Origin of the sequence: Pontibacter akesuensis (genome assembly GCF_001611675.1) — a bacterium.
GTDB classification, from domain to species: Bacteria; Bacteroidota; Bacteroidia; order Cytophagales; family Hymenobacteraceae; genus Pontibacter; species Pontibacter akesuensis.
Genome location: NZ_CP014766.1, coordinates 540074 through 553360 on the forward strand (window position 1 = coordinate 540074; position 13287 = coordinate 553360).

At 51.2% G+C, this 13287-nt stretch carries 13 protein-coding genes; 3 read left to right on the top strand and 10 right to left on the bottom strand.

Annotated features, from left to right (window positions below; translation table 11 throughout):
- Positions 1-22: 22 nt before the first annotated feature.
- The 6 genes from mraY to mraZ are packed head-to-tail and all read right to left on the bottom strand — an operon-like array spanning position 23 to position 6694.
- Positions 23-1243 (bottom strand): phospho-N-acetylmuramoyl-pentapeptide-transferase, encoded by a 1221-nt coding sequence (mraY, locus tag A0W33_RS02185; RefSeq protein WP_068836647.1) that lies wholly within the window; start codon positions 1241-1243, stop codon positions 23-25.
- A 51-nt stretch (positions 1244-1294) separates the two neighbouring features.
- Positions 1295-2758 carry a UDP-N-acetylmuramoyl-L-alanyl-D-glutamate--2,6-diaminopimelate ligase gene (locus A0W33_RS02190; protein WP_068836648.1) on the bottom strand — a complete coding sequence of 488 codons (1464 nt, stop codon included), beginning with the start codon at positions 2756-2758 and terminating at the stop codon, positions 1295-1297.
- Positions 2758-4857: a penicillin-binding protein gene (locus A0W33_RS02195; RefSeq protein ID WP_068836649.1), complete on the bottom strand. Its 2100-nt coding sequence runs from the start codon at positions 4855-4857 to the stop codon at positions 2758-2760. Before A0W33_RS02195 ends, A0W33_RS02190 begins: the two co-directional genes overlap by 1 nt.
- Positions 4847-5278, bottom strand: a complete 432-nt coding sequence (locus A0W33_RS02200; RefSeq protein WP_068836650.1) for an FtsL-like putative cell division protein — start codon at positions 5276-5278, stop codon at positions 4847-4849. The genes A0W33_RS02195 and A0W33_RS02200 overlap by 11 nt, the downstream gene beginning before the upstream one ends.
- A 37-nt stretch (positions 5279-5315) precedes the next feature.
- Positions 5316-6227 carry a 16S rRNA (cytosine(1402)-N(4))-methyltransferase RsmH gene (rsmH, locus tag A0W33_RS02205; RefSeq protein ID WP_068836651.1) on the bottom strand — a complete coding sequence of 304 codons (912 nt, stop codon included), beginning with the start codon at positions 6225-6227 and terminating at the stop codon, positions 5316-5318.
- Positions 6227-6694 (bottom strand): division/cell wall cluster transcriptional repressor MraZ, encoded by a 468-nt coding sequence (gene mraZ / locus A0W33_RS02210; RefSeq protein ID WP_068836652.1) that lies wholly within the window; start codon positions 6692-6694, stop codon positions 6227-6229. Before mraZ ends, rsmH begins: the two co-directional genes overlap by 1 nt.
- Positions 6695-7076: 382 nt before the next feature.
- Here mraZ and A0W33_RS02215 point away from each other — a divergent pair, with 382 nt between their 5' ends.
- From A0W33_RS02215 to A0W33_RS02225, 3 genes are all read left to right on the top strand, one after another.
- A complete protein-coding gene (locus A0W33_RS02215) occupies positions 7077-7469 on the top strand; it encodes an HYC_CC_PP family protein (RefSeq protein ID WP_438804758.1) in 393 nt (130 codons plus the stop codon).
- Positions 7470-7550: 81 nt separating this feature from the next.
- Positions 7551-9776, top strand: a complete 2226-nt coding sequence (locus A0W33_RS02220; RefSeq protein WP_068836654.1) for a TonB-dependent receptor — start codon at positions 7551-7553, stop codon at positions 9774-9776.
- A 42-nt stretch (positions 9777-9818) separates the two neighbouring features.
- Positions 9819-10169, top strand: a complete 351-nt coding sequence (locus tag A0W33_RS02225; protein ID WP_068836655.1) for a heavy-metal-associated domain-containing protein — start codon at positions 9819-9821, stop codon at positions 10167-10169.
- 80 nt (positions 10170-10249) lie between these two features.
- Here A0W33_RS02225 and A0W33_RS02230 read toward each other — a convergent pair whose 3' ends face one another.
- From A0W33_RS02230 to A0W33_RS02245, 4 genes are all read right to left on the bottom strand, one after another.
- Positions 10250-10825: a hypothetical protein gene (locus A0W33_RS02230; RefSeq protein ID WP_068836656.1), complete on the bottom strand. Its 576-nt coding sequence runs from the start codon at positions 10823-10825 to the stop codon at positions 10250-10252.
- Between the two features lie 129 nt (positions 10826-10954).
- A complete protein-coding gene (locus A0W33_RS02235; RefSeq protein WP_068836657.1) occupies positions 10955-11644 on the bottom strand; it encodes a fatty acid desaturase in 690 nt (229 codons plus the stop codon).
- A gap of 47 nt (positions 11645-11691) precedes the next feature.
- Positions 11692-12543: a 4-hydroxy-3-methylbut-2-enyl diphosphate reductase gene (locus A0W33_RS02240; protein ID WP_068836658.1), complete on the bottom strand. Its 852-nt coding sequence runs from the start codon at positions 12541-12543 to the stop codon at positions 11692-11694.
- Between the two features lie 7 nt (positions 12544-12550).
- Positions 12551-13249, bottom strand: a complete 699-nt coding sequence (locus A0W33_RS02245; protein ID WP_068836659.1) for a lycopene cyclase domain-containing protein — start codon at positions 13247-13249, stop codon at positions 12551-12553.
- Positions 13250-13287 lie beyond the last annotated feature (38 nt).

Below are 13287 nucleotides of genomic sequence, written 5' to 3' on the forward strand. Positions count from 1 at the left end.
TTCGTGTTTCGTTAGGTCCTACTTATCTTAATTTTAAAGTTGCCAGGGTGAGAATGGCGAGCATGATGCCCACAATCCAGAAGCGCCCAACAATTTTCGACTCGTGGTAGCCTAGCTTCTGGTAGTGGTGGTGCAGCGGCGACATCTGAAAAATGCGCCTGCCCTCGCCATACTTCTTCCGGGTATACTTAAAGTAGCTCACCTGCAGCATCACCGACAGGCTCTCCACCAGGAAAATGCCGCACAGAATTGGGATAAGCAGCTCCTTGCGCACGATCAGGGCCAACACCGCGATGATGCCCCCGATGGCCAAACTGCCTGTATCGCCCATGAATACCTGCGCCGGATAGGTGTTATACCACAGGAAACCCACGCATGCCCCCACAAAGGCAAGGCAGAAAATAGCCAACTCACCAGAGTTAGGGATAAACATAATGTCGAGGTAATCAGCAAAAATGGTGTTACCAGACACGTAAGTAAAAATAGCCAGCGTTGTGCCGATAATGGCAGACGTACCTGCCGCTAATCCATCAATACCGTCTGTCAGGTTTGCGCCGTTTGATACCGCCGTGATTACCAGGATCACGAATGGAATGTAGAGGTAGCAGGACCAGTTCTGGAATAGCGGACCAGCAAAAGCAAACAGGTTGCAGTAGTCCAGTTCGTTGTTCTTCCGGAAAGGAATGGTAGTGATCATACTGTGCACGTCTAAAAATCTGCCCGAGGCATTAACCGCTGAGGTAGAGCCATCACTGAACAGGTACTGGCGCACCACCACATCCTCGTTGAAGTATAGCGTCAGCCCCACGATTAAACCTAACCCTACCTGGCCTAAAATTTTGAAGCGCCCGGCAAGACCTTCCTTATTTTTCTTGAAAACCTTGATGTAGTCATCCAGAAAGCCAATCGTGCCCAGCCATACAGTAGAGAACAGCATCAGCTGGATGTAAATATTGTCGAGTCGGGCAAACAGCAACACCGGCACAAGTATGGCCATCAGGATAATGAGACCGCCCATGGTTGGCGTGCCTTTCTTCTGCATCTGGCCTTCCAGCCCCAGGTCGCGAATGGACTCGCCTACCTGCTTGCGCTGTAAAACCTTTATCAATCTGCCGCCAAAAATCATCGCTATCAACAGCGAAACGAGAGTCGCCATACCTGCCCGGAAAGAGATGTATTGGAATACACCCGCTCCAAAAAGATCGAATTCGCGGTCGAGGTATGTAAAGAGGTGGTAAAGCATCTAAATGGTGTTCGGTAATTCTTTGGCTAAATTTTAAGTTGATTAGAGTGGCTACTTTCCAAGTTGCTGAAACATCTCCCGCAAGACCTGCTTGTCGTCAAAATCATGCTTCACACCTTTTACCTCCTGGTAAGTTTCGTGCCCCTTGCCCGCCACAAGTATGATATCGTTCGGCTCAGCCAGCATGCAAGCAGTTTTAATTGCCTCCCGGCGATCGAGTACCGACAACGTCTTTTTAAAATCCAGTGGCTTTACGCCTTTCTGCATATCCTCTAAGATCGCCTGCGGCTCTTCGAAGCGCGGATTATCGGAGGTAAGTATAACTTTATCGCTTAGGCGGCAGGCAATATCTGCCATCAATGGACGCTTGGCTGCGTCGCGGTTGCCACCACAGCCCACCAGCGTAATCACTTTCTGGTTCGGGTTACGGATTTGCTGGATCGTATTCAGCACATTCTCCAGCGCATCAGGCGTGTGCGCATAATCCACGATACCCGTTATAAGCGCATCCGAAACTAGGTAATCAAAGCGGCCTGCAGCTGAATCGAGGCTGGAAAGCACCGTTAGCGCTTCAATCTTGTCTTCGCCCAGCAAAACGGCCACGCCATAGGCGCCCAGCAGGTTGTAAGCGTTAAAGGCACCGATCAGTTTACACCAAATCTCCTGTCCGTCCACCTCCAGGTGCAAGCCCTGAATGGTGTTGTCGATGATTCGCGCCTTAAAGTCCACCACCTTGCGCAAGGCATAGTAATGCACAGCTGCTTTCGTGTTCTGCACCATTACCGGTCCGCGCTTGTCGTCCGCATTAATTAGGGCAAAAGCGCTTTTCGGAAGCATGTCAAAGAATGACTTCTTCGCTTTGATATACTCATCAAAACTGCCGTGGTAATCCAGGTGGTCGTGTGTGATATTAGTAAACACCCCGCCGGCAAACGTTAGACCTGCCACCCGCTGCTGCACCATCGCATGCGAGCTCACCTCCATAAAGCAATGCGTGCAACCTGCTTTCACCATCTGCGCCAGCAGCTCATTCAGTCGCACAGCATCCGGTGTGGTGTGTGTGGAAGGAATAATTTCCTCGTCAATCTGGTTCTGCACCGTGGAAAGCAGGCCTACATGGTAGCCCAACTCACGAAACAGCTTGTGCAGGAGCGTAACAGAAGTAGTTTTGCCATTTGTGCCGGTTACGCCCACTAACTGAAGCTTCTTGGACGGGTGCCCGTAGAAAGCCGAAGCCATCTGGCCAAGCGCCTCTCCTGAATTCTTTACCTGCACATAGGTAATGCCCGGCTGCAGTTGCGCCGGAAGCTCTTCACATACGATCGCTACGGCCTTTGCTTCTTCGGCTTTTGGAATAAACTCATGGCCGTCTGCCTGCACGCCGCGCATCGCCACAAAAAGTACTCCCTCGCCTACCTTCCTCGAATCAAACGTAATGGACTGCACCTGCACCTCCAGGATTCCCTGGCTGCTGAGTACCTGTACCCCTTTAAGTATATCCTGTAGCTGCTGCATTAGCTCAGTGTAATCGTTATCGTTTTTTCCTCGTTTATCTCAGTGCCAGGTTCCAGCGACTGCTCTTTCACGCGTTTGCCGGCACCAGACACTTTCACCTTCAGGTGTTGGTTACCCAGGATGTACAGCGCATCGCGAAGCGTCATACCCTGTACATCAGGCACGGTGTTCTTCATCACTGGTGTAGCTTCAAAGCCCAGGGAGCGACGCAGCGGCACCACTTTCACCCACTCGTCATCCAGGTTTCCGTTTCTGGTGCTTACCCCAATGGTGTTGCAAATTGTTCTGAGGTCGTCGAAGCTGCCTGCCTCCACCTGCGGTATACTTTCCCTGTTCGGCACCACGCGCTCGTGCATGGGCTTGTGCATGGCCAGGTCGCGTGCGTAGGCTTTATCAGCCAGTTCCTTAAACACCGGTGCTGCCACATCACCACCATACACGTTCACGCCACGCGGACTGTCGATGATCACAATGCAGGAATATTTCGGGTTATCAGCTGGAAAGTAACCAGCAAACGAAGTGGAGTACTCCTTCACGTAGCGGCCATTTTTCACCTTTCGGGCTGTGCCTGTTTTACCGGCAATCTTATAGTCGGCGCTAAGCACGTTCTTTGCCGTACCGTTCGCCACTACACCCTCCAGCATCATGCGCAGCTTTTTCAGCGTTGCCTCCGAGCATATCTGGTCGTCCAGCACACGGGTGGAGTAGGAATGGAGTACTTCATCAGCCTTTCGGATTTCCTTTACAATTATAGGCTGGATCTTCACTCCGTTGTTTGCCACCGCATTGTAAAAAGCCAGCGTTTGCAGGGGAGACAGCTTTAGCTCGTAGCCAATGGACATGGACGTTAGCGTGGTGCCATACCAGTTCTTGTCGCGCGGGTCCTTCATGTAAGGCCGCGCCTCCCCTTCCATCTGGAAGCCGAGGGTGCTGTTCAGGCCAAACTTATTCAGGTAATCTATATATGCTTGCTGATCATTGCTGAAATGGGCCTCCATCAGTTTGGCAACACCCACATTAGATGACTTCTCAAACACCTGCTGCACCGTCAATTTGCCATAGCCGTTTATCTTGGCATCCGTCATCACTGTATTCTTGATGCGGTAGCGGCCATCGCCGGTATCAATTGTATCCGTTAGCTTTACCTCAGGTGCGTGCTCAAACAAAGCCATCATCGAGGCGAGTTTGAACGTGGAGCCGGGCTCGGTACGTCCCTGGTTTCCTACCGCGTAGTTATAGTCCTCAATATAGCCGCCGGTGGTCTTGCCCAGGTTTGCGATCGCTTTGATCTCGCCTGTTTTGACCTCCATCAATATCACGCAACCATACTCGGCATTCGTTCTCTCCAGCGCCTTATAAAGGGCATTCTCTGCCACGTCCTGCAGGTTGATGTCCAGGGTGGTTTTGATGTCATAGCCGTGCTGCGGTTTCACCTCGGTGCCGTCGTAGATCGGTTTGCTGCCGCCCGCAATGCGCTCAAACAAGGCCTCACCGTCTGCGCCTGTTAAATCACCGTTAAAGCTAAACTCCAAACCAGCACCATTTTTATCTTCGTTGATAAAGCCGATCGTACGGTCGGCCAGCAGGCCGAACGGCTTGAAGCGCTTCTCTACTTTCTCGAAAATTACACCGCCTTTGTTCTTTCCGTCGCGGAACACGGGCCACTTGGCCATCAGTTTCTTGTCCTGGTAGTTGATCTGGCGGCTGTTTAGCCTGATGTACCTTCTGCCGGCATGGCGGGCGTTCTTAATCTTGCGGCGGTAATAGTCCTCTGACCTGTCGCCGTAGAATTGCGCAAGCAACATAGCCAGCGAGTCAACGCCGTTGTTAAACACTTCTGCCTTTGCCACAGTGGGATCAAATGCGACACGGTAAAAAGGCAGGGAGGTAGCCAGAATGCTACCGTTGTCGGAAAAGATATTGCCGCGCGTGGCGTGCACCGGCTTGTAGAAAATGCGGCGCTCTTTGGAGATGCTCTTCCACTTTTCGCCATCCAGGTACTGAATCGCGATAACTTTATACACGATGGCACACGCAAAAAGGCATACCAACAGGAATGCCAAACGAACGCGGACAACTATGGATTTCTTAATATTCATCTGGAGACACAATCACTTGGTAAGGTGGTGTTGAGCTTTCTTCCAGGCCAAGCGGCGCCACGTTGCGCGCCACCTCCGACTGTTTACTAGCCTCCATATAATCAGACTTGAGCGTAGAATAGTCGGCCCGCAGGTCTTCCACCTCCACTTTTACTTTATCGATCTTGCGAATGGTTTTCTCGGCGAAGTGCGTGTTGCCGATGTAGAAAAGCGTAATGCCCGTCAGAAAGAGGATGCGCGGCATAAAACGCAGCGGCACACCTTCCTCAAACAAGGCATCGACATTTGTATACTTGTCCAGCAGTGCGAAAAGACTGAACCCTCTTTTCTTTTTCTGCGGCTCCTGTACCACCTCTGGCTTCACCCGCTCCGCATTAAATCGGGGCGAGTCTGATTTCTTCACCAATACATTTGAAGCCATACTCAATTTCCTTTAGCTAGTAATTCATTTTACTTTTCTACCCTTCGTCCCTCTTCTCAGCTACCCTTAGTTTGGCACTTCTGGAGCGGCTGTTCTGCAGCAGCTCCTGCTCTGGCGGCGTGATCGGCTTGCGATGCACGGCCTCCAGCGGTTTTATCTCGTTTCCGAAAAGGTCTTTTTCCACCTCCCCGAAAAATCTGCCTTTGGCAATGTAGTTCTTCACCAACCTGTCTTCCAGCGAGTGGTAAGAGATCACCGAGAGCCTTCCACCCGGCTTCAGCACTTGCGTTGCCTGCTCCAGCATCTCCTCCAGGGCCTTCATTTCGTCGTTCACTTCTATGCGCAGCGCCTGAAACACCTGCGCCAGGTACTTATTCTCTTTCCCCTTCGGTGTGCAGGAACTGATGGCCTGCTTAAAGTCACTTATTGTCTGCAGCGACTGCCTGTTGCGTTTCTCCACCACGGTGCGGGCCAGTGTTTTAGCGTTTTTCACCTCCCCGTAAATGCCGAAGATGCGGTGCAGCTGCTCCTCCGAGTAAGTCTCCAGCACCTCACTTGCCGTGATACCTGCTTCAAAGTCCATCCGCATGTCCAGAGGACCATCAAAGCGGGTCGAAAAACCCCGCTCCGGCACATCGAACTGATGCGATGAAACACCCAGGTCAGCCAGCAAGCCATCCACCTGCTTTACCCCGTACAGGCGCAGGTACTTTTTAAGGTCGCGGAAGTTGGCGCGCACAAACTGAAAGGTTGGCCCCTCCAGCTTCTTCGACTGCTCTTCTGCATCCTTGTCCTGGTCAAAACTATAAAGCTTACCCGTTGTAAGCTTCTGCAGGATGTGCAATGAGTGGCCCCCGCCACCAAACGTCACATCCACGTATATTCCGTCCGGCTTAATAGCCAACGCTTCTACCGACTCCTCCAGTAATACCGGGCGATGATACTCCATTACACAAGCGGCTCCTCGGCCGGTTTATCACCCAAAAACTTTTGGGCAAGCTGTGAGAAATTCTGCTGGTCTTTGATCAGGAATTCCTCGTAACTATCAGGATTCCAGATCTCCACGCGGTTACCAAGCCCCACCACAATCGCTTCCTTCTCCAGGTTGGCAAACCTACCCATAGACTTCGGAACGATGAAACGACCAGCACCATCCAACTCAATCTCGGTGTTGCCCCGAAAGAAGTTCCGCTGAAAATGACGGTACTCCTCGTTGAATTCGTTCAGGCCGGCCACCTTGTCGTAAATCACTTTCCATTCTGCCTTTGGGTACAAAACCAGGCAAGGTTCAAACCCTCTCATCAGCACCACATGATTGCCCGACGCCTCCGGCAGATTGGCTTTTATCTTTGCAGGTAAAACCAACCTTCCTTTCGGATCGATCTTGCATTCATACTCGCCAGAGAGAAAGTTCATAGGCAGCCAGGGTTTAGCCCATATAGACTTAGGACTATACAAATGTAGCGATTCAGCAAAACTACACAACCACTATCTACCACTTTTTACCACTTTGTGGATAAATTATGGTAATCCACACCACTTATCCACATTATCCACACCACCTCCCCTTTATTTTGGGTATAACTTTATTTGCAGCAGACGCTGCTTTTAGCTAAAATACGAGCACATACTAAATTAACTTATTGATTACCAATAGATTATTTATTAAGTATAGTAAAATTACTATTTTATATAGCTATTACACTTAATCCTGAAATGCATCTGTAAAAGTGGGGGAAAGTGGCATAGATTTACCACGGGTGGAGCAAAGTGGTAGAAGATTTCGTATATTTGCAGTGTGAGATACACCCACAGACATATCGCTGTTTTACTCCTTGCTTTCAGTGTATTGCTGGGCTCGGTGGGTGTTGCGCTCAGTGAAACAATCTGCCGTATGGCTGGCACGGATACTCGTATCGCAGCCAGTGCAGATGCGTGCTGCAGCAAGCCAAGGCAAGCCGAGGAAAAAGACAGCTGCTGCGAAAAGGAAGTGTCGTATGACAAACTGGAGCCTGTGGCAGCCCAGAAACAGCATACCCTGCTGGTGCCGGTGTTTTTCCTGACTCCTTTAAAGCCGCTGCTACCACAGCAGATAATCGCCGCCGAAGCCAAAGTTTATACTTATACCGACTCTTCTCCGCCGCTCCACGGCCGAAATTTGCTGCACCGTATCCAGGTGCTGATTGTCTGATCCTGCCATTTATTCTGTATAGCGCTAAAATTCAGTTAGCGTTGTGAATCAATTCCAGCAGTATTCAACAATCAACATAACATGTCTATCATACAAAAAGGTAAATTCTGGCACCTGACTTTGGCCCTGCTTGCCATACTTAGCCTGCCTTCCCAAGCCACAGCTCAGCGCCTGCAGGGCAAGGTGGTCGATAAAAACAACACTTCCCAGCCACTTATAGGTGCGAACGTAGTATGGCTGGGCACCGACAAAGGCACTGCTACAGACGCCTCCGGCAGTTTCTCCCTGGCACTGGCTGATGCCGTGTCTCCTACTATTGTGGTGACATACATTGGCTATACCCCTGACACGATAGCCGTGCAGGGCAAGAGCACCGTTACTGTGGCACTTGGTTCGGCCAGCGGCCTGAAGGAAGTGGTGGTAGAGGGCCAGGTGGAGCGGCATTCCGCGCTAACATCTACCCAGACGGAAATCATTACTGTTCGGGACCTGGAGAAATCAGCCTGCTGCAACCTGGCGGAGAGCTTTGAGACGAACGCCTCTGTGGAAGTTTCTACCACCGATGCCGTTTCCGGTGCCAAGCAGATACAGATGCTGGGGCTGGACGGTGCTTATACTTTACTCACTACGGACAACGTGCCGGCGTTGCGCGGCCTCGCCACGCCTTACCGCCTAAATTACCTTTCGGGCACCTTCATCGGCTCTATTGACATCATTAAGGGAATGGGCTCGGTGCTGAACGGCTATGAGTCTATCTCGGGGCAGGTGAACGTGAGCCTGCGGGACCCCGCCAAAACCGAGCGCCTGTACCTGAACCTGTATGGCAACCACCTGGGCCGGTACGACGCTAACCTGAACCTATCCACCAACCTAGGCAGCAAGTGGAGCACATTGCTGATGCTGCACACCGACCAGCTGCACCACCGCGTGGACCGTAACAACGACGGGTTCATGGACCTGGCGGTAGGCTCGCAGTATAACGTATACAACAAGTGGAAATATGAGCACGGCGACTGGGTATCGGAGTTCGGAATTAATGCCTTGACCGAGGAGAAAATAGGTGGTCAGTTAAAGTATAGCGAAAACCAATCTATCGCGGCGCAGCCATACTACGGCACCGAGTCGGATGTTGACAGGCTGTCTGGTTTTAACAAGACTTCCTACACTTTCCCGGGCAAGCCTTACCAGAGTATAGGGCTCATCACGTCGGCCACACACCATGCGTTTACCTCGCAGTATGGCTGGCGCGCCTATAACGGGGAGCAGAACAGTGCCAATGCTCGGCTGATTTTCCAGTCCATTATTGGGGACACCCGCCACACGTATAAAACTGGGCTCAGCTATACATTAGAGGATTATTCCGAGAGCCTGTCCGATTCTGCCTTCAGCAGAACGGAGCGCATACCGGGTGCCTTTGCAGAGTATATATACAACAATGCCGCCGACTTAACAGTGGTGGCAGGCGCCCGTGTGGATTACCACAACCTTTATGGCACCGTCTTCACGCCAAGGCTTAACATCAAGTATGATTTCTCCCCCACCTCCATTGCCCGTATCGCGGCAGGCCGTGGCTTTCGAGTGGCGAATCCCATTGCAGAGAACACCGCTGCCTTGGTGAGCTCCCGCCGCATACGTGTGGAAGAGGCGCTAGACCCGGAGGAGGCCTGGAGCGTTGGCGGGTCGTTTACGCACTACTTCAAACTGGCCAACCGCCCCGGCTCTTTTGTAACGGATTTTTACCATACCAGCTTCACAAACCAGGTGGTGACGGACATGTACAGTTCCCCGGGGCAGGTCCTTTTTTACAACCTGAAAGGCCGCTCGTTCTCCAACAGCTTTCAGGCGGAGGTGCAGTATGAGATTCTGCGGGGCTTTGATGCCAAGGCGGCTTACAAGTACTACGATGTAAGGACCAGCTACAAAGGCGACCTGCTGCAGAAACCGATGATCCCGGAGCACCGCTTTTTTGTGAACCTAGGCTTTGCTACACCTTTTGATAAATGGCGCGCTGACCTGACCACCCAGTTCTTTGGCCTGATGCCACTGGCCACGCTGGAGCATCAACCGGCGCCGACAGAAATGCAGGAGCGCACCTCTGACCGCTTTATGACGGTGAACTCACAGGTGACGCGGGCGTTTAAGCGTTGGGATGTGTACCTTGGCGTGGAGAATCTGCTAAATTATCGCCAGCCTAACCCAATTATCGGTGCGGATGAGCCTTTTGGCAACAATTTTGATGCTAGCATGGTATGGGGTCCGATTACGGGCCGCACGGTGTATGCCGGCCTTCGTTACAGAATTGATTAATCAATAATATTTAGAAAATATCATCCTCTTAAACACAGAAAAATGAACAAATTCAAAGCACTTCTTTTCTCCATAGTTTTAGCTTTTATGAGCTTTGGCGTGCAGGCCCAGCAGGGAAACAAAGAAACGGTAAAGATCAAAACATCTGCCGTTTGCGACATGTGCAAAGCCACCCTGGAGAAAGCCATGGCGTATGAGAAAGGTGTTAAATCATCCAGCCTCGACGTGAAATCTAAAGTATTGACGGTGGTGTTTGATAGCCGCAAGACAAATGCAGCGAACATTGCCAAGGCTGTGACGGAGACAGGGTATGATGCCGATGACAAGCCGGCACAGGAAAGAGCGTACAACCGCCTGGACGACTGCTGCAAGAAAGAGGCAGGCGACCATTAGACAACACAGGCATTAAAAACAGGAACGGGGAGCTGCAAGCAGCTCCCCGTTCCTGTTTTTAATGCCTGTGTGAAAGCTATTTAGAAGCTGAAACCCAGGTGTATGCCAATGGATAGCACTGCTGTGCCTTTTGTGTAGTAGAAGTAGCCAACACGGCCACCCGCCACCCCATTTCGTAAAATACTGAAGTCGTTTTCAATAAAAGCATCAACACCAATATCAGTGGTCTTAATGTGTGTCACGGAGCCATCCTGCGTTCCCTGGTCTTCCGGGTCAGAGCTAATTTCCGAACGGTGCCGCACCGCCGGCCCCACCCCTAACCTGAAGGCAACGGACTCATTCTGCATTAGGTCGAACGTGCCCTCCACGGAGGCCATGTAGAATGCATTCTGTACCGTGTAAATCTGCATTGCCTCGTCGTAGTTCTTTGCTGAAAGCAAACCTAGGTTTACCCCCACGCCAAAGCGCTTGCCCACGTAGTGGTGCAGCGTATTTTGAAACAGAAGCCCCTGGCTATCAGAGTCAGAAAGAAAAACATAGTTAATACCAGCTCTTAGTGAGCCAGGGTTACTGCTTCCTCCTATCTGGGCCTGCAGCACAGGCGCCTGAAGGCATAAGAGTACAAAAAGAATAGCAGAGGCGAGTAAAGGCTTCATAAAGATTAGGGAAGATATATATAGTACGACGGGTTTAAACCCTATAGCATACGCACAGCACCCATCGGCTGTTACACTTCTTTCTTATCATTGCCCTTATACTTAGCCCTTATACTTGGCGGGGCAACTTCAGGTCTTTGCTTTATACAGCTGCCACCAAGGCAGATAGGGCTTGTCGTGGTGCTCGTAGTGATAGCCAAAAAAATAACAACTGATAAACGCCCAGAGGTGGTTCTTGGCTTGCGTGCCCGATTTGTGCCTGTTGTCCGCAGGATGTTCTCCGCGGTGCGGCAGGAAGGTGCCGAAGTAAAAAAGCTGGAAAGTGGCAAGTATGGCCGGCAGCATCCAGAATAGAATCACGTTCCACAGCGGGAAATACAGCTTCAGCACATTAAACGTAATGGCCATCAGCGCAATTTGCCACCAGGTAATGTACTGCTTCAGAAAGCTAAGGTACCAGGGCCAGAAGCTGCCTGAGTGGTAATCGGGATCCTTGTCGGTGGCTACGTGGCGGTGGTGCTGGTGGTGCTTGGGCAGCAGGCGCGGATACCAGTTGTAGGCAAACAGAAATGCTGTCACCGTGCCGATAGCTTTGTTCAATTTCGGCTTTCCGGGCGCTACAACACCGTGCATGGCGTCATGGGCGGTAATAAAGAGGCCGGTGTAGAGGTGGGTTTGCACCAGTATAAACAGGTACGTCAGCGGAGAGGAGAAGTCAAACGAGCTCTGCAGCAGGTACGCCAGCAAAGCAAACCAAGCTACCAGAATAACTGCGGCTACGGCTACTCCCCTGTAATCACTGCTCCTTTTTATGGCCATGCATGAAACACTACTGGTGGTGGTACTTCTTAACGTGAACGCGCTGGTTAAAATTCACCTTTCAGCAAAGCATCGCGCACCTGCTCCATCAGCCACATAGGTGTGGAGGTAGCCCCACAGATGCCAATGCTGTCGCCGGGGCTAAACCAGTCCGGCTGCAGTTGCTCTGCCTTGGAAATAAAGAAGGTGTTCGGATTCGTGTCTTTGCACACGTGGTACAGCACTTTGCCGTTGCTGGACTTGGTACCCGATACAAAAACTACCTTTGTAAACTTAGAGGCAAACTTACGAAGTTCCTTGTCACGGTTCGATACCTGCCGGCAAATAGTATCGTTGGCGTTCACCTGATAGCCTAATTCCTCCAGCTGTCCCTTTATACTGTAGAAGCTGTGCGTGCTTTTGGTTGTCTGGCTGTAGAGCGTAATGTTAGCCGGAAGCTCGTGCCGCAGCAACTCTTCCATACTTTCAAACACCACGGCCTCGTTACTGGTCTGGCCAAGCAAACCCATAACCTCTGCGTGGCCGTGCTTGCCATAGATAAAAATCTTATCTTTTTTGTCATAGGATGATTTAATGCGGTTCTGAAGCTTCAGCACCACCGGGCAGGAGGCATCTACTAATGTTAGATTGTTCTTCAAAGCTGCCTGGTACGTTTCCGGTGGCTCGCCGTGGGCACGGATAAGCACAGTTTCGTCCTGTAGTTCCCGAAATTGCTCGTGATTTATGATGCGCAGGCCCTGCTGCTGCAGGCGTTCCACCTCCTCGTCGTTGTGCACGATATCGCCCAGGCAATATAGGTACCCGCGCTCCGCCAGGATGTCCTCGGCCATCTGGATGGCATAGACTACTCCGAAGCAGAAACCAGAGTTGGAATCGATTGTGACGCTGAGGGTTTCCATATACCTATTATACAACTACCCGGGAATATTGTTTAGCCGACTTTCGCGCTTTAATCCCCTCATACACAGAAATAGTGAGCAGCAGCATCAGCATGGAATACATGGAGTCTTCCACCGGTATAGATACAATCCGCAGCCCCAGGTTGTAGCTGTCGTTGTACCACACAATGGGCAGGTATGTCAGCACGCCGTTCACGAGCAGGAATGGCACCAGGTGCACCAGGTACGCCAGGTAAAAGCGGCCCAGGTGGCGGGTGCCGAACAGGCGCAGATGCACCAGGTGCAGCAGGGCAAGCAGCATGAAGGTGATAGAGGTATAAAGCGCTGAGATGTTGAAAACGGCGATCAGCGGAAGTATAATGATCAGTGCCACGGCAATGCTTTTGGCATAGGGCTGCAGCAGGTCTTTGCTGATATAGGCATTCAGCACCTCGTAGATGAATACGCAGGCATAGGGCACGGTAATAAAGAAAAGAATCTCCTCAAGGGGCAGGTTAAAGAAGTAGATGCCTGTCAGGTACTCCTCGTTAAAGCCCCACACGCCCATGGAAGTGAACAGCGCATCCCAAACTATAAAGAAAACAGCGTTGGCAAGTATGGCCGGAAAAAGGGCGCCCCAATTTTTATAAAAGGCCACTTTCTTATCGAAAGACAACAGGAAGGGGAAAAGAATGGTGAAGATATTCAGGTACAGGTACAGATACATGAAGCAGGATTATAAAAAGGGTGTATGTGCTATCAGCG